This is a genomic window from Cupriavidus sp. 05L310 (assembly GCF_056398185.1).
The window spans coordinates 15,670-31,977 of sequence record NZ_JBFTOX010000040.1; the positions used below are offsets into that span (position 1 = coordinate 15,670).

Genomic DNA, 16,308 nt, shown 5'->3' on the forward strand with positions numbered 1-16,308 from the left:
CCTGGTCCAATGAGCCTATGATGTGTCCAATTGCTGCAACGCAGCAAAGGTGATGCCGCCCACGGAAAACTCTTCGAAAGCGTTGGATCATCCTCAGGAGTTATTACATGGCACAACCCTCGCAAGCCCAATCCCAAGCCCAGGCCCAAGCTCAGTTCTTCGGTTTCCAGCAAGCTAACCTGGACCTGTTTGTCGCGCTGGTCGGTCCCCTGGCCCGCGGCGCCGAAAAAATCACCGAATTGAACATGCAGGCGGCCAAGGCAAGCCTGGCGGACGGCGCGGAATACGTGCGCGAAGCCAGTCAGCAATCCGTTGGCGGCGTGTCTGGCTTCAAGCCGGAACTGACCAATGCGTTTGGCCAGAAGTTGAGCGCCTACGCCGGGCACATGAACGAAATCATCACCGCCACCGGCACCGAGTTCGCCCAGGTAGCCCAGCGCCAGATGAGCGCCTACGTTGCGCAGACCCAGGAAGCACTGGCATCGCTTGGCCAGAATTTCATGTCGAACACGAACGGTTCGTTCCCTGGCGCCGGTGCTCAGGGTTGGGTCGCAGCCTACGAGACGGCACTCAAGCCGATGCGCGAGGCCATGGAATCCGTCACCGCTTCGGCTACGAAGTAAGGCGGCGCGCCGGGCACTGCCCGGCCGCTGCGCGGTACAAGGCTGTTGCTGGAAGAATCTGCGCCCGAGTGGCGCATTTTTTTTGGTTCATCGCCGAACTGCGTGAGCGCCAGGAATTAAGAAGGGCCAGACAGCTACCGATGTCAGGGTGTCGTGTTCTTCGCGGCATCGGCAGTGGGGGGAGTCGCATCTGGAGGACGCCTGAGAACCCAGGCTAGTCGCGCCGACACGCCAGGACGGTGGCAACCTGCTGGCGCAGTACCGGCAGCAACTCCCTGGCGAACCAGTCATTGCGCTTGAACCACCCCTGGTTGCGTGGTGACGGGTGCGGCAACGGCAGATAGCGCGGCCCATGCGCGGCAAAGCCCGCCACCGTCGGCGTCACGCCACCGCGCGCAGCGGCGCCAAGAAACCGCCGCTGCGCATATTGCCCGACCAGCAGTGTCAGTTCAATATCCGGCAGGCACGCCAGCAACGCGTCCATCCACAGCGGTGCGCACTCCTTGCGCGGCGGCAGGTCGCCGCTGGCGCCGCGGCCCGGATAGCACAGGCCCATCGGGATGATGGCGATGCGCGCGGGATCGTAGAAAACTTCCTTATCAATCCCCATCCACTCGCGCAGGCGGTCGCCGCTGGGATCGTCCCAGGGGATGCCGCTGGCATGCACGCGCGTGCCGGGCGCCTGGCCGACGATCAGGATGCGGGCCGGGGTGGCGGCTTGTACTACGGGGCGGGGGCCAAGCGGCAAGTGCGCTTCGCAGCTGCGGCAGGCGCGCACGCGCGCCAGCAGGGCATCGAGGTCCGGCAGGCTGGCGGCTTGCGGAACCATTGCGTGGATGTGGGAAAGGGGCTTCATGCTTTGCTACGGCCCATTACGGGGGGACGCCAGACCATAGCATAGCGCGCGCTGCGATCGGCCATCTGCCTTCGCGCCTGGAAAGAGGCATGCCGGATGGCGTCCGGCAAGCGCGCAGTGGCGTTCGTCGCTATGAAAGGAAACGGCCGGTCAGCAATGACCGGCCGTCATGTATGCGCACGCACGCGCCGTGCGCCTTGCGCCGGATCAGAACCGGTGCCGCACACCCACCCCAAAGCTGTCGGCATGCGACTGGTCGCTCAGCTTGTCGTAGAAGTAGGCAGCATAGACATCGGTGCGCTTGGACAGGTTGTAGTCGTAAGCCAGCCCAACCGTATTGCGCTTGAAGTCCGCGACATCGTTCCTGGTCTTGTCGTAGGCGTACGAGACCAGCACGTTGCCGTTGCCCAGCGGCACCGAGGCGCCGACCTGGCCGTTGGTGTGCTTGATGTCGCCGGTGGCGTTGTTGACGCTGCTCTTGATGTACTGGCCCTGTGCGAACAGCTTGACCACCTTGAAGTCGTAGCTCACGCCCACCTGCACGGCGTTCTGCCTGTCGAACCCGGACAGTGCCGCGGGCGAGGTCACGTCGCCCGGCACGCTGTTGAACTTGACCTGCTGGAAGGCCACCGTGGCGCCGAAGTTGCCGTTGAAGTAGAGCACATTGCCGCCCCACTTGTTCTTGCCGACGCTACCCGCCTGCTCGCCGAAGGCGTAGATGGCATTGGCGGTGAGGCCGCCGAAGTTCGGCGTGGAGTACACCAGCGAGTTGCTCCAGCCCGAGTCGCCGATGATGCCCGGGTCGTACACGCGGCCGTTGCTGGCCGAGAAGTACGTATGGAAGATCGCCGGCGAGAACACATAGGAGTCGACCAGCGGGTTGAAGAGGATGGTCGAGAGGAAGTAGGGCGTGGTATTACGCCCCATCTTGACCGTGCCCAGCGTGGCGCTCTGCAGGCCGACGTAAGCATTGCGGGTGAACAGCGCATCGCCGTCGAAGCGGCCCTGCTTGCCGGTGTCCGGGCGCAGGAAGCCGTTGAGGTCGAAGATCGCCTTGAGGCCGGTGCCGAGATCCTCGGTACCCTTGATGCCCCAGTACGAGGTTTGCATGCCGCCGCTGTTGACGCCCCAGGCGCGGTCCGCGCCGCCTGCCTTGGTGGCGCCCACGTAGGCGTCAACCATCCCGTAAAGCGTGACGCTGGATTGCGCCATCGCATGGCCGCAGAGCAAGGCTGCGGCCATGACCGCCAGTTTCATGACCGGCTTGAACTTGTGTTGCATAAAGACCTCCATGGTTGACCCCGTTCTCTTTCGTTGCTGGCTCTGTCGAATTCTCCGGGCACGACAACGCCCCCGCGGGGACAGGCCCCGGCTATTTAAAAAGTGCGTGATCTGGAAATGGCTGGCGCGGGAATGCGCCGGTGGCTAACGGCGCTGGCTCATGCTTGTTGCGGGATTCTCATCTTGCTGTGGTTGCTGTCGTTGCTTTCGTAGGTGTCCGGGCCGGGCCGGTGGCGCCGGGCTTGACTGCATTGAATGTGCGATGGATGCAGTTTGCGGCAATTCGATTGCATGCAACCAGCACTTATTTCTTCTCATGGCGCACGCAAATTGTGTGCACTCGCCGGCGCGCGTGGCGGGCCGCGGCGCCGGTCAGGCCGCACATCAGGCCGCCTCGGCCAACGGCTGGTGCAGGCCCGTCAGCGCTGCCTTCAGGTGCTCGGCAAAAGCCGCCGCCGGCGGGGGCAGGTTGCGGCCCTTGCGGGCACCCAGCACCAGCCGGCCGCCGCACAGTTCGGGGTCGGACAGCGGCACGGCGACCAGCGTGCCCTGGCGCGCCTCGCGCAGCGTGCCGGCCTGGAACTGGAAGCAGATCGCGCCGGTCTGGCGCGCAAAGCTCATCAGCATCTCCACAGTGGTCGCCTCCAGCATGACCCGTAGCGACAGCCGGTTGCGCGCGCAGATCGCCTCGATCAGCCGCCGGCTGCCGAAGCTCTCGGGCCCGAGCGCGACCGGATAGGGCTGGCAGTCGGACAGCCGCAGCGAGCGCCGGCCAGCCAGCGGATGGTCCGGGCGCATCATTGCGCAGAAGGGTTGCGCGGATACCGTCAGTTCATGCAGGAAGGCGGTGGGAGGGGGATCGTGCGCCAGCAGCAGGTCGGCCTCGTCCTCCCTGAGCGCGGCCAGCAGGTCGCCGGTGTTGCCCACCGACACGCGAAACTGGACGCCGCGATAGGTGGACTGGTAGTGGCCGATGACACCGGGCAGGAAATCCGTAGCGACTGACTCGACCGTCGCAATGCGCACCATGCCGCGCACGAGCCCGCGCAGCTGCTCCATCTGCGCGGCGGCGGAGTCCAGGTCGGCCAGGCTGCGGCGCACGGTGGCGATCAGCACTTCGCCGGCGGCGGTCAGCCGCACCCCGCGCGGCAGGCGCTCGAACAGCGGGGTGCCGACCTGTTGCTCCACCTCCAGGATTTTCCGGTTCAGCGCGGTGGAGGCGACGTGGAGCTGCTCGGCGGCCTTGCGGATCGAGCCGTGGCGGGCCACGGCATCCAGGTAGAGATAGAGGCGAGGGGGGTGGAGCATGGTGATTGCGCTCGGGCGCTAGTGAGATCGATCCGCTCTCACTAGCAAGGATCGTGCGCAGGCGGGACGGCTCGCTTCGCGTCGCGAGGCAGGTGGCCCGCTGGCGGGCCACAGTCAGCGGCGCTCAGGGCACGACGGACAGGAACAGGTAGGCCGCCAGGATGACCAGGTGCACTACGCCTTGCAGCATGGTGGTGCGGCCGGAATGCAGCGTGAGCGTGCTGACCAGTAAGGTCAGCGCGAGCAGCACGGTTTCGGTCGGGCCCAGGCCCAGCATCAGCGGCTTGCCGACCACGATGAAGACCATGGCCACGGTCGGGATGGTCAGTCCGATGCTGGCCAGCGCGGAGCCCAGCGCCAGGTTCATGCTGGTCTGCAACCGGTCGGCGCGCGCGGCGCGCAAGGCGGCCAGGCCTTCCGGCAACAGCACCAGCGCGGCAATCACGATGCCGACCACGGCCGGCGGCGCGCCGGCGCTGGCCACCGCGGCTTCCACCGTGGGCGAGAGCAGCTTGGCCAGGCCGACCACCGCCACCAGGCAAACCAGCAGCATGCCGCCGCTGGCAAGCGCGATCTTCGCGGGCGGCGGCGGCGCGTGCACGCTCTCGTCCGAGGTGCCGTCGACAAGGAAGTAGTCCCGATGGCGCACCGTCTGCACGAACACAAAGCTGCCGTAGAGGACCAGCGAGGCGATGCCCGCGAAGGCCAGTTGCGACTGCGACAGCATGGGTCCGGGGATGGCGCTGGTGTAGTTCGGCAGCACCATCGTGAGCACCGCCAGCGCGGCCAGCACCGCCAGCGCGGCGGTGGCGCCCGGTGCCTGGAAAGCCTGTTCGCGATGGCGCAGCCCGCCGACCAGAAGACAGATCCCCACGATGCCGTTGCATACCAGCATGGCCGCGGCGAACACGGTATCGCGCGCCAGCCCGGCTTTTTCGGGGCCGGAGGACAGCATCACCGAGACGATCAGCGCCACCTCGATCACGGTCACCGCAATCGCCAGCACCAGCGTGCCGAACGGCTCGCCCACTTTGTGCGCTACCACCTCGGCATGGTGGACGGCCGCGAATACCGAGCCCGCGAGGGCCAGGCCGGCCAGCACCAGCAGCAGCGCCTGGCCAGGCGCCGCCATGCCCGCCCCGAGGATGGCCCAGGCTGCCAGTGGCAGCCACAAGGTCCAGGCAGGCAATTTATTGGAAGTCAATGACATCCGTTCTCCCTTTGTTGTGATTGGATGGTGGTCAATTGTGATGGGTGCTGCGCGTTCGCTGCGGACCGCCAGGCGGCTCGCAGCGAGGCTGCTGGCCGTTTTCCGGATTGCGTCCTATTGTGATTCAGCTTGGCCCGGTAGCAATCCGCCGATGTTGCGCGGCGGAAGTAAGGCAGCCGAAGGAGGGTTCGGTTCCCGATAATTGCGATAAATTGAGAGAAATTGTCCGTTCATTTGATGGAATTAGCTGTTGATTCAGGAAGTTTGCCTTCTGGTGGAAGATTTTTCCCGGCCGGCGGCAGTGAGCTCAGGTGACCATGCCTGCGGCACCAACGCTGCACCGAAGTATGCGGACGGGCACTTGCCGCCTCACCCCCGGCGCGGCGAAGGTTGCGCCACATTGCTTTTCGACCATGGAGAACACTCATGCAAAAGTACGGATCGGCTAAATGGCAGGGCGGCATCAAGGACGGCCTGGGCAGCATCTCGGCGGAGAGCGGAGTGCTCAAGGACGCGCCATACGGCTTCAAGGCCCGCTTCGAGGGAGGGCCGGGCACCAATCCCGAGGAACTCATCGGGGCGGCCCATGCCGGCTGTTTCTCCATGGCGCTGTCGCTGTTCCTGGGCGAAGCCAAGATGGTCGCCGAGAGCATCGCGACCAAGGCCACCGTCACCCTGGACAAGGATGATTCTGGCTTCACCATCACGGCCGTGCACCTGGACGTGAAGGTGCGCGTCCCCGGTGCCGACAAGGCCGCGGTCGAGAAGGCACTGCAAACGGCCAAGGCGGGCTGCCCGGTCTCGAAGCTGCTCAAGGCCGAGATCACCATGGACGCCACGGTAGAGACCTGAGCGGCGGTTCGCGCGGGCTGGCTTGCGTCCGTCACTCCGCCCTGGCAACAGGTCGGGCGTAGCCAGCCTGGCTACCTATAATGAAGATTCGCCGCTTCGCGCCGTAGTATCGGCGTGGCGCCGCGAGGGCGTTCGCCGGACGGAACGCCGTCTCCTATATCCAGACCTTCAAAGATAAGGCAGACATCATGTATAGCAGTGAAGCAGTCCTGACCCAGGCTCGGGCGGCCATCGCCCACGTGCCCTTTCACAGCCATGCCATCCATCCCACCATCCACCTGCGCCTGAGCGACGGCGCGCTGATTCTCGAAGGCGAAGTGCCCGATATTGTCGACAAGAGCCGCGTTGCCGCCTCGGTGCGCCGTGTCGACGGTGTGTCGGCGGTAATCGACCACCTGCGCGTGACCGACGGCGGTGCGGCGGTTGGCGACGGCGAACTGCGCAATGCGATCTGCGTGCGCCTGCTGCAGGCGATCGATTTCCGCAATTGCCGGATCTGCGCGCACACCAAGGGGCGCATCGAACCGGTGCGCGAGGCCGTTGGCGAGTCCAGCGGCGAGATCGAGATCGAAGTCGTCGACGGCGTCGTGACGCTGCGGGGGCACGTGATCAGCCTGTCGCACATGCGGCTGGCCGGCGTGCTGGCCTGGTGGTCGCGTGGCTGCCGCTGCGTGGTCAACGAACTGGTGGTGGCCCCGGCGGAAGCCGACCGCGACGACGAAGTCACGGAAGCGCTCAAGCTGGTCCTGGAGACAGACCAGTTCGTCGATGCCGACCGCATCCAGGTACGTACGGAGAACCGGGTGGTCACGCTTGAAGGCTACGCCACCACCGAAGCCGCGAAACGCCAGGCCGAGCGGGATGCCTGGTACGTGCATGGCGTGGAGGATGTCGTCAATCGCATCGTGCTGAGTAGTTGAACAGACGTTTGCAACCTGAAGCCCGGACGGTGGGGCCGCGCAAGGCTGGCGGCCCCCGCTCTGGTGCGCCCGATGCGCTCATGCGCTGCCGGCCGTGCGCGGCATGTCCTCCACGCGCCAGTAGCGCCGCTGCGAGCGCAGCGCGAAGCGCGCCCGATAGCTCGACAGCGACATCCCCGTAGCCCGCTGGAACAGCCGGCGGAACGCCGCCGCATCGCTGTAGCCGCAGGCTTCCGCCACGGCTTGCGAGCCGTGCAGCGTCACCTCCAGCAAGGTCTTGGCGCGCTCCACGCGCAGCCCGTGCAGATACTCCAGCGGCGTCATGCCGCTGACTTGCCGGAAATGCCGCAGCAAGGTGCGCTCGCTGGTGGCGGCCGCCTGCGCCACCAGGGCCAGCCGGTACGGCGCATCGACGTTGGCCTGCAGCCAGCGCATGGCGCGATAGACCGGGCTGTCGGCTGTCTTGCTGAGCCAGCGTTGCGACACCAGTTCCGGCGTGAGCTGCTGGCGCTCGGCCTGGTACAGCAGCATGCGCGAACAAGTCTGCGCGAGGTCCGGGTCATGCAGGTGGCCCAGCACGCGCAACATGAACTCCGTTTGCAGCGCCGGCGCGACGCAGCCGAACACGCGCTGATGCACGCTCATCGGTTCACTGGCGGAGAAATCGCAGCGGGGATAGCGCTTGGCCATCCAGCTCTGGAAGGTCCAGGGCGCGCCCATGCGCGCGCCATCGAGCAGGCCAAGTTCGGCGGCGAAGGCGATACCGCTTGCCCCGGCGGCAAGCCAGCCGCCCGCCTGCGCGTGGCGCTCCAGCAAGCGCAGCGCCTGGGTCGCGCCGCTGACGATTTCGCCCAGATGCGGGGCATTGCGCGCCAGCAGGCCCGGTATGACGACCAGCGCATTGCCATCGGCCGCGGCGCGCCGGCGCCGCCGCGCGGGCTCCAGGCCCAGGGCAGGCAGGGCGAGCGCGCGGCCCGACGGGCCGATCACGCTCCAGCTCAGGTCGCGGTCCGCATCCGGGCGTTGCAGCCTGGCCACCCCGGCCGCCGCGCGCAGCACGTCCAGCGCCCCGAACAGCATCCCCGGCATGGCCTCCGGCAGCCATAGCAGGCGCACGTGCAGCGGCACGGGGCGGCTCGCGCCGCTGGTGGCGGGATTGTCGGGGTTGTCGGATCCGGCGGGCGGCGCCGGGAGGGCGGAGGAGTCAGCGTCGGGCATGGCGGGATCGGCATTCCAATTGGCGGGATTGATCCTACCTTGCCGCGCGCGCAAGGGCTAGCATCGTCGCTCGGCGGGCAACCCGCGTGACCACAATAACGATGCAAGCAACAGGAGACTTCATGCAGCCATCCCTGCGCCGACTTACCCAGACCGCTGTCGCCGCGCTCACGCTGGCCCTCGGTGCCGCCGGCAGCGCCCGCGCCGCCGATGCGCAACTGCTGGACGCGGCCCGCGCAGCCGAGCCCGGGCTGATCCAGTCGCTCAAGGACATGGTGTCGATCGAGTCCGGCAGCGCCAACGCGGCGGGCCTGGCGCAGATGGCCAGCTTCACCGAAGGCCGGCTCAAGGCGCTGGGCGCCAGCACCGAGCGCATCCCCGTCACCAAAGGCCCGGGCACCATGGTCAAGGGCACGTTCACCGGCACGGGCAAGCGCCGCATCATGCTGATCGCCCACATGGATACGGTTTACGGGCCGAACACGCTGGCGACGCAGCCCATCAGGCTGGATGGCAACCGCCTGTACGGTCCCGGCATCGCCGATGACAAGGGCGGCATCGCCGTGATCCTGCATTCGCTGGCGATTCTCAAGGCGGCCGGCTGGAAGGACTACGCCGAGCTGACGGTGCTGTTGAACCCGGATGAGGAAGTGGGCTCGCCCGGTTCCGGCGACACCATCGCCAGGCTGGCCGAACAGTATGACGTGGTGCTCTCCTGCGAGCCCTCGGCCGGCTCTGTGGTGATGAAAGGCCAACCCCTGCTGCTGGCTTCCGCCGGCGTCGCCACCGCCACGCTCGATGTCAAAGGCCGTGCGGCACATGCCGGCGCCGCGCCGGAGCTGGGCCGCAATGCGCTTTACGAACTGTCATACCAGATGCTCCAGACGCGCGACGTGGCCAAGGACGTGCCGGGCGCGGCGCTGGTCTGGACCCGCGCGAGCGCCAACGGCCCGCTGAACCAGATCACCGAGAAGGCCGAAGCCGTGGGCGATGTCCGACTGACCCAGCCCGGCGCGCTGGAAAAACTGCAGACGGCGCTCCAGGCCAAGCTTGGCTCCAGCAAGCTGGTTCCCGACACCGAAACCACGCTCAACCTCACGCCCGGCCATCCGCCGTACGTGGCCGACCAGCGCAGCCGCGCGCTGGCAGCGCGGGCGCAGGCCATCTACAAGGAGATCGACCGTGACCTGACGCTGGTGCCGCAGACCGGCGGCGGCACCGACGCGGGCTACGCCGCGCGCTCGGGCAAGCCCACGGTGCTGGAGAGCTTCGGCCTGGCGGGCTTCGGCTACCACGCGCGCGACGAGTACATCGAAATCGATTCGATCGTGCCGCGGCTCTACCTGATGTCGCGCATCCTGCAGGAGATCGGGCGCAACTGACGCGCGCCCGACGCGTACCTGCCGATGATTGGCGGCGGCGCGTTTGCGTTGCCGCCGCCAGCGCAAACTGGCAAGAACGAATCCACAAGTACAAACATCCTCAACGGGAGATTTCATGCATTCATCCTTGCGCCGGCTTACGCATGCCGCCATGGCCGTCCTTGCCCTCGCCACCGGCAGCGCCTGCGCCGCGGATGCCCGGTTGCTGGACGCGGCGCGCACCGCGGAGCCGTCGGTGATCCAGTCGCTCAAGGAGATGGTGTCGATCGAGTCCGGCAGCGCCAACGCGGCGGGACTGGCGCAGATGGCCAGCTATACCGAAGGCCGCCTGAAGGCGCTCGGCGCCGGCACCGAACGCATCGCCGTGACAAAAGGCCCCGGCACCATGGTCAAGGGCACGCTCACCGGCACGGGCAAGCGCCGCATCATGCTGATCGCCCACATGGACACGGTTTATCCGGCCAATACGCTGGCGACGCAGCCGATCAGGCAGGAAGGCAACCGCCTTTACGGCCCCGGCATCGCCGACGACAAGGGCGGCATCGCGGTGATCCTGCATTCGCTGGCCATCCTCAAGGCGGCCGGCTGGCAGGACTACGCGCAACTGACCGTCCTGTTCAACCCGGACGAGGAAGTGGGCTCGGTCGGTTCCGGCGAGACCATCGCCAGCCTGGCCGACCAGCATGACGTAGTGCTGTCGTTCGAGCCGACCGCCGCCAAGGCGGTGGTCAAGGCCGAAGCCCTGTTGATGGGCGCCAGCGGCACCGCCACCGCCACCATGGAGGTGAAGGGCCGCGCCTCGCATGCCGGCGCCGCGCCGGAACTGGGCCGCAATGCGCTGATCGAGCTGGCCTACCAGTTGCAGCAGACGCGCGACGTGGCCAAATCGGTGCCGGGCACCCAGCTCAACTGGACCACCGCCCAGTCCGGCGAGGTACGCAACCAGATCCCCGAGCGTGCCACCGCCATCGGCGACGTGCGCATGACGGTCAAGGACGGCCCGGAGAAGCTGCAAGCCGCGCTGCAGAAGAAGGTCGAGGAGGGCAAGCTCGTCCCCGACACGCAGACCACGGTGACCATGGAAGCCGGCCGCCCGCCGTTTGTCGCCAACGCACGCGGCCGCGAACTGGCGCAGCGCGCGCAAGCCATCTACGCCGAACTCGACGGCCGCCAGCTGGCGCTGGCCGAAGGCACCGGCGGCGGCACCGACGCGGGCTTCGCCGGGCGTTCCGGCAAGGCCGTGGTGGTGGAGAGCTTTGGCCTCGCGGGCTTCGGCTACCACGCGCGCGACGAATACATCGAGATCGATTCGATCGTGCCGCGGTTGTACCTGCTGACGCGCATCCTTCAGGAGATCGGGCGCAACTGATCCCGTCCCGCAGGGGGGGGCGTTCGGCGGGTTTGCAGGCAGGGTGGAAGTCCTGCCTGCAGCCTGCCCGCAGGGCAGGATCTCTTTCGTTAGGACGGGGCCGTCGCAACGCCACCATCCGCCGGGTCGGGCGCAGGTGGCCATGGTCGCTCAGTCCGGTCGGGCCGGCGGGTTGGTGGTCGAGAAGATGTAGCGGGCGAATCGCCACTGACCATCGGCTTCGCGACGCAGCAGGAACAATTCCTGGTTGGCTTCGGGCCCAGGCGGGACTGCATTGCCCAGCCGCGTCACCGTGCCGCGTGAGCGGGTACGAGCATAGGCCCACTCATCCGATAGCAGGCGGATCTCATCGATCTCGAAGCGCACATTGAGCTTGATCGAGTCGAAGACATGCCCATAAGCGCGCCGGACCGCCTCGCGGCCCACGGCCGGCGAACCGTTTTGCGGCATGAATACCGGGTCGCGGGCATAGAGCGACATGATCCGCTCGATGTCGGCACTGTTCAGCGCCTGCTCGTAACGAGCGAGCTGTCCGGATATGGCCGTACTCACTGCGGCTTCCGATGCCGGCGTGGCTCCCTGGGCAGCAGGCTGCAACAGCATGGACGCTGCAACCGCAGCCAACGGGACACGAAGTATGTTACGCATGATGCTGTCCTCGGAATCGGTCGCGACTAAAGTCGCACGACGAGCTTGCCGAGGGCCCGGTTGCTCTCCATCAGGCTGTGGGCCTGGCGGACTTCATCGAAATCGAACGTCCTGGCATGCGTCGATGGAATGAGACCTTTGGCGAGATCCTGCGCAATCCATGGCAGCGGCGATTCCGACAGCGGCAAAGCGGCAGTGCCCAGCAGGCCGCTCGGGAAAAAGTTGAGGCGCACCGCGGCGGGAAGGTCTTGCATCAGGTGAAACGACTCCAGGGCAGGCGGCCCCCCTAACAAGCCGATAACACTGACCGCCCCGAACGGCCGCAGGGTCTTGACCGTATCGCGCAGCGTCGTGGCGCCGACGACTTCCAGCGCCGCATCCACGCCTTCCGATGCGAGCTGGCGGACATCGGCTGCGATTTCGCCGGTGTCGACGACCACCTTGTCAGCGCCGGCTTCCCGCAGGCGCCCTGCATTCGTCTGCGAGCGGGTGGTGGCAATGACATTCAGGCCGAGCGCCTTGGCGTAGGTGAGCGCTGCAAGGCCGACGGACGACGTGGCGCCGCGTATCAGCAACGTTTGACCACGTTCGACAGCAAGGCTCTTCTCCAGCGCACCCCATGCGGTCAGATAGGCTTCGGGTAGGGCTGCAAGCTCCTCCCATGTCAGGGAGATGTTGTCCAGGGCAATGACATTGCTGCGCAACACGGCTATCTGTTCGGCGTAGCTGCCACCTCGCGTGAATTGCATGCCGCCCATGGCCGTGGCGACGCGCTGACCGGTGCGAAACACGCCCGCGGGATCGTCGACGATCTCGCCGACGGCTTCGATGCCTGGCACGCGTGGCGCGGTGATCGGCCCCATTTTCCCGGCCCGCAGATAGGCTTCGGCGCGATTCAAACCAAATGCGCGCACGCGGATCAAAACTTCGTCCGCCGCTGGCTCCGGGGATGCAATCTCACGCATTTGCAGGACTTCGGGGCCGCCTGCTTGTTCGATGACATAGGCTTTCATGGCTGGTCTCTCTTCAGTGGCGGGGTGAAGGGCTGGCAAGACGGGAATGCCGGATCTTTGACATGTGCGTAACTCCTGGTTCAGTTGAAGATGCTGGCCAGGGGGCCAGCGCCTGGAAGCAACTTTCGCCTATTCAATGTCGGAAGAAAACCGTTGATTTTGGTAACATTCCTCTCATTTTTGAGAGGTAAAGAATGGACCTCAATGCCGTGGAGATGTTTGTGGAAGTGGTGCAGGCGGGGAGTCTCTCCGCCGCTGCAAGTCGCATGGGCGTACCGCTGCCAACACTAAGCCGCCGGCTTCGGGAACTGGAGCGGCAATTGAACGTGCAGTTGTTGGAGCGTTCAGTGCGTGGAACCAGGCTCACGGACGCCGGGGCGCGCCTCTATGAGCACGCCAGTCGTGGCATCGAGGCCCTGCTGGAGGCGGAGCAGGCCGTCATGAGCGACCAGACACGCCTCAAGGGACGGCTGAGGTTATCGCTACCGCCGTCATTCGAACCCTGGTGGGACCTGCTTGCGGCATTTCAACGCCAGTGTCCCGATATCCGCCTGCATATTTTCACGACCGACCGGCGCGTCGATCTCGTCGAGGATGGCATCGACGTTGCGCTGCGCGTTGGGACAATTGCACACGAGACCATGGTCGCGCGGCGCGTCCTGTCCTATCGTCATGTCCTGGTCGCAAGTCCGGCCCTCGTCGAGCGTCTTGGCATGCCGGAGACGCCCGAGGCTTTGCATCGCTTTCCCTGCGCGGTATGGAACCAGGGCTCGAATGCTCCAACTGTCTGGCGCCTGGGTTCGTCCGAACATAGCCCCGCGGCGGTACTGTCCGCAAATGACTATGCGCACCTGCGCAGCCGGGCGCTTGCCGGTGAGGTCGTCACAGAACTGCCCCCGTTCATGGCTGCCAGCGCCATTCGGGAGAAGAACCTTGTGACCCTGCTGCCAGAACACCCCTTGCCTGTGCAGGAACTCAATTTGCTATATCCCTCGCATCGTCATCCGTCCGCAATCGTCAGGTCCTATCTGGACTTTTGCCAGGCGCAGTTGCCATCCTTCCTCTAGGTTCAGGCATCGGCACGTCCCACGGAGTACCAGTCGGCAGGACGAACAAAATGCTGTTGCGTAGCCCGGTTGTCCAATCTGGGTCGACCACCATTGGTCGATGTGACCGCGACCAGGGCATCGCCTCCTTCGCTTGCGCCGCGCAAGCTGGCCGGACGCAAATTGGCCGCGCATCAGGTCAGACGGATCTGCGGGCAGTGCCGAAGGCCTGCTCGCAACAAGCCAGCCAGGCCCGCGCGGCGCGCGACAAATAGCCTTCCCGCCAGACCAGCCCCAACTCCCACGTCAACTGCGGCGCAACCAACGGCCGGATCGCCACGCGTGCCGGATCCAGCTGGCCTGCTATCGGCGCCGGCAAGATTGCCACGCCCACATCGGCCGCCACCAGTTCCCCGATAAAGTCCCAATGCCGGCTCTGCCCCGCAATCTGCGGCGTAAAACCAGCAGCCTCGCATGCGTTCAGGATGACCCGGTAGAGCACAAAGTCATCTTCATACATCACAAAGGGCAGACCAGCCAGATCCGCCAGCCGGACCGGGCCGGCCTTGCGCGGCGCGCGCTCGCCGGGAAACACCGCGACCAGCGCCTGGCGTGTCACGGTCAGGCTGGCCAGGCCCGCCACGGCGGCGGGCAGCACCGTCACCCCCAGGTCCAGTTCGCCCGCGGCCACGCCTTCTTCCAGTGCGCGCCCGCCTTGCTCGCCCAGCCGCAGCTTCACGCCGGGGTACTGGCGGCGATAGGCACCGATTACCGGGGCAAGGTAACGCCCGGCCATGGGGGGAATGCCTACCTTCAGTTCGCCGCGCGCCATGCCGTCCACCTCGGCCACCTCCTGGCGCAGCCGCGCCACTTCGGCCAGCACCGCCTGGCTGCGCGCGAACACAACCTCGCCGGCGTCGGTCAACCGCACCGTGCGGCCTTCGCGCAGCAGCAGCGGGCCGCCCAGTTCGTCTTCCAGGCTCTTGACCATCTTGCTGATGGTGGGCTGGGTAACGTGCAGGGTTTCGGCGGCGCGGGTGAAGCCGTTCTGGCGGACGACTTCCACGAAGTAACGCAGGGCCCGGATATCCATGGTGCCTCCGATGGAATGTGCGATGCCGGATTTGCCATTCCGATCTGGCATCAATTCAATAATTTATATTCATTTTATATATCGAATGGCTCTCCGTACACTAGCGTCACTGCCACTTCGTCCCTGGCGCAATAGACTGACTCGAACCATGCAAAGCGCTGTCCCCTCCACCCCGGCCGCCGCCTCATCCGTACCGCCGCCGATGCCGGCCTTCGGCCGCCTGCGTGCGGGCGCGATCGGGCTCACCCAGGTGGCGGCGCTGTCGGCGCTGTGGTTGCTGGCCGACTGGCTGCGCGTGCGCCTCGGGCTGCCGTTGCCGGCCGGTCTGCTCGGGCTGCTGGCGCTGGCGGCGCTGCTGTTCAGTGGCGCGGTGCGCGGCGGCTGGGTGCGGCGCGGCGCGGACTGGCTGCTGGGCGAGATGCTGCTGTTCTTTATCCCGGCGGTGCTGGCGGTGGTGCAGTATCGGGAGCTGGTCAGGCACCAGGGTTGGCGCATCTGCGCGGTGATCGCCCTGAGCACGCTGGCGGTGATGGTGGTGACGGCACTGGTGGTGGAGCAGGTGTACCGGCTGGAGCTAAGGCTGGCGCGCCGCGCGAGCAACGCCACCCGCAACGGGCAGCAGCGTCATGCATGACACCGCGCTGGCGGCGCTGAGCCTGGTGGCTACCGTTGCCTTCTATTACTTCAACAAGCGCCTCTATGCGCGCCGCGCCCGCCTGTGGCTGATGCCGCTGCTGGCTACACCCGTGGTGCTGATCGCGCTGGTGCTGGCTGCCCATATTCCCTATCGCGACTACATCGCGGACACGCGCTGGCTGATGTGGCTGCTCGGCCCGGCCACCATCGCTTTCGCGTTGCCGATCTACGATCACCGCAAGCTGGTGCGCCAGCACTGGCTGTCGATTTCGCTCGGCGTGCTGGCTGCGGTGCTGACCTCGGTGGTCAGTTCGGTCTGGCTGGCGCGCGGTTTCGGCTTGTCGGTGATGCTGCAGAAGGGCCTGGCGGTGCGTTCGGTGACGACGCCGTTCGCCGTGGATGCGGTGCGCGCGCTGGGCGGGCCGCCTGATCTAGCCGCGATCTTTGTCGTGATCACCGGGCTGACGGGCATGGCCATCGGCGAGGCCGTGCTGGCCTGCCTGCCTTCGGTACGCAGCCGGCTGGCGCAGGGCGCCATCTTTGGCGCCGCCGCGCACGGCGCCGGTACGGCCAAGGCGCGCCAGCTTGGCGAAGTGCAAGGCGTGGTGGCATCGCTGGTGATGATGATCGCCGGGCTGGTCAGCGTGTTGGCGGCACCGCTGATCCGCAGCGTGTTCTTTTGAGGCGGCTTTGCGTAGTACTGCGCGGTCGACGGAAATGCACGGGCGAAACCGCTGAGTAGTACTGCGTAGCCAGTCGCCTTGTGACCGCTTCGGGCACAAGGTTTTTAGCGGGGCGGCCAACGTCCCGCGCGAAATTGGCGCAGAATGCCGGACTTGCGCAATCGTGCCGG

The 16,308-nt window shown here is 66.3% G+C and carries 16 protein-coding genes; 8 read left to right on the forward strand and 8 right to left on the reverse strand.

Annotation, left to right across the window (positions count from 1 at the left end; genetic code table 11):
- The first annotated feature begins 107 nt into the window (after window positions 1-107).
- Window positions 108-623 carry a phasin family protein gene (locus tag AC1DS6_RS26600; protein ID WP_045240143.1) on the forward strand — a complete coding sequence of 172 codons (516 nt, stop codon included), beginning with the start codon at window positions 108-110 and terminating at the stop codon, window positions 621-623.
- Window positions 624-837: 214 nt separating this feature from the next.
- Here the strand turns inward: AC1DS6_RS26600 and AC1DS6_RS26605 are convergent, their stop codons facing one another.
- From AC1DS6_RS26605 to AC1DS6_RS26620, 4 genes are all read right to left on the reverse strand, one after another.
- Window positions 838-1,479, reverse strand: a complete 642-nt coding sequence (locus AC1DS6_RS26605) for a uracil-DNA glycosylase family protein (RefSeq protein WP_441628724.1) — start codon at window positions 1,477-1,479, stop codon at window positions 838-840.
- Between the two features lie 207 nt (window positions 1,480-1,686).
- Window positions 1,687-2,760: a porin gene (locus AC1DS6_RS26610; protein ID WP_477103497.1), complete on the reverse strand. Its 1,074-nt coding sequence runs from the start codon at window positions 2,758-2,760 to the stop codon at window positions 1,687-1,689.
- A gap of 384 nt (window positions 2,761-3,144) precedes the next feature.
- A complete protein-coding gene (locus tag AC1DS6_RS26615; RefSeq protein ID WP_441628727.1) occupies window positions 3,145-4,068 on the reverse strand; it encodes a LysR family transcriptional regulator in 924 nt (307 codons plus the stop codon).
- A gap of 124 nt (window positions 4,069-4,192) precedes the next feature.
- Window positions 4,193-5,278 (reverse strand): calcium:cation antiporter, encoded by a 1,086-nt coding sequence (locus AC1DS6_RS26620; protein ID WP_441628729.1) that lies wholly within the window; start codon window positions 5,276-5,278, stop codon window positions 4,193-4,195.
- Window positions 5,279-5,704: 426 nt separating this feature from the next.
- Here AC1DS6_RS26620 and AC1DS6_RS26625 point away from each other — a divergent pair, with 426 nt between their 5' ends.
- Together AC1DS6_RS26625 and AC1DS6_RS26630 are read left to right on the forward strand one after the other, a co-directional pair.
- Window positions 5,705-6,130: an OsmC family protein gene (locus tag AC1DS6_RS26625; protein ID WP_441628731.1), complete on the forward strand. Its 426-nt coding sequence runs from the start codon at window positions 5,705-5,707 to the stop codon at window positions 6,128-6,130.
- Window positions 6,131-6,318: 188 nt separating this feature from the next.
- Complete coding sequence (locus tag AC1DS6_RS26630) at window positions 6,319-7,050, forward strand: BON domain-containing protein (RefSeq protein ID WP_441628733.1); 732 nt, start codon at window positions 6,319-6,321, stop codon at window positions 7,048-7,050.
- Window positions 7,051-7,128: 78 nt separating this feature from the next.
- Here AC1DS6_RS26630 and AC1DS6_RS26635 read toward each other — a convergent pair whose 3' ends face one another.
- Complete coding sequence (locus tag AC1DS6_RS26635; protein ID WP_441628844.1) at window positions 7,129-8,139, reverse strand: GlxA family transcriptional regulator; 1,011 nt, start codon at window positions 8,137-8,139, stop codon at window positions 7,129-7,131.
- Between the two features lie 251 nt (window positions 8,140-8,390).
- Here AC1DS6_RS26635 and AC1DS6_RS26640 point away from each other — a divergent pair, with 251 nt between their 5' ends.
- Entirely contained in the window at window positions 8,391-9,650 is a 1,260-nt protein-coding gene (locus AC1DS6_RS26640) for a glutamate carboxypeptidase (RefSeq protein WP_477103498.1), read from the forward strand.
- A 115-nt stretch (window positions 9,651-9,765) separates the two neighbouring features.
- Window positions 9,766-11,019 carry a M20/M25/M40 family metallo-hydrolase gene (locus AC1DS6_RS26645; RefSeq protein ID WP_477103499.1) on the forward strand — a complete coding sequence of 418 codons (1,254 nt, stop codon included), beginning with the start codon at window positions 9,766-9,768 and terminating at the stop codon, window positions 11,017-11,019.
- A gap of 150 nt (window positions 11,020-11,169) precedes the next feature.
- Here AC1DS6_RS26645 and AC1DS6_RS26650 read toward each other — a convergent pair whose 3' ends face one another.
- Both AC1DS6_RS26650 and AC1DS6_RS26655 read right to left on the reverse strand, forming a co-directional pair.
- Entirely contained in the window at window positions 11,170-11,667 is a 498-nt protein-coding gene (locus AC1DS6_RS26650) for a YybH family protein (RefSeq protein ID WP_441628739.1), read from the reverse strand.
- Window positions 11,668-11,693: 26 nt separating this feature from the next.
- Complete coding sequence (locus AC1DS6_RS26655; RefSeq protein ID WP_477103500.1) at window positions 11,694-12,680, reverse strand: zinc-binding dehydrogenase; 987 nt, start codon at window positions 12,678-12,680, stop codon at window positions 11,694-11,696.
- Between the two features lie 194 nt (window positions 12,681-12,874).
- Here AC1DS6_RS26655 and AC1DS6_RS26660 point away from each other — a divergent pair, with 194 nt between their 5' ends.
- On the forward strand, window positions 12,875-13,747 hold the full coding sequence (locus AC1DS6_RS26660) for a LysR family transcriptional regulator (RefSeq protein WP_276289875.1): 873 nt from the start codon (window positions 12,875-12,877) through the stop codon (window positions 13,745-13,747).
- A gap of 178 nt (window positions 13,748-13,925) precedes the next feature.
- On the opposite strand, the gene AC1DS6_RS26665 is transcribed toward AC1DS6_RS26660, so the two are convergent.
- On the reverse strand, window positions 13,926-14,819 hold the full coding sequence (locus tag AC1DS6_RS26665; protein ID WP_477103501.1) for a LysR substrate-binding domain-containing protein: 894 nt from the start codon (window positions 14,817-14,819) through the stop codon (window positions 13,926-13,928).
- A 148-nt stretch (window positions 14,820-14,967) separates the two neighbouring features.
- Between AC1DS6_RS26665 and AC1DS6_RS26670 the strand changes: the two genes are divergently transcribed.
- Window positions 14,968-15,453 carry a CidA/LrgA family protein gene (locus AC1DS6_RS26670; protein ID WP_441628745.1) on the forward strand — a complete coding sequence of 162 codons (486 nt, stop codon included), beginning with the start codon at window positions 14,968-14,970 and terminating at the stop codon, window positions 15,451-15,453.
- Window positions 15,446-16,138: an LrgB family protein gene (locus tag AC1DS6_RS26675; protein WP_441628747.1), complete on the forward strand. Its 693-nt coding sequence runs from the start codon at window positions 15,446-15,448 to the stop codon at window positions 16,136-16,138. The genes AC1DS6_RS26670 and AC1DS6_RS26675 overlap by 8 nt, the downstream gene beginning before the upstream one ends.
- Window positions 16,139-16,308 lie beyond the last annotated feature (170 nt).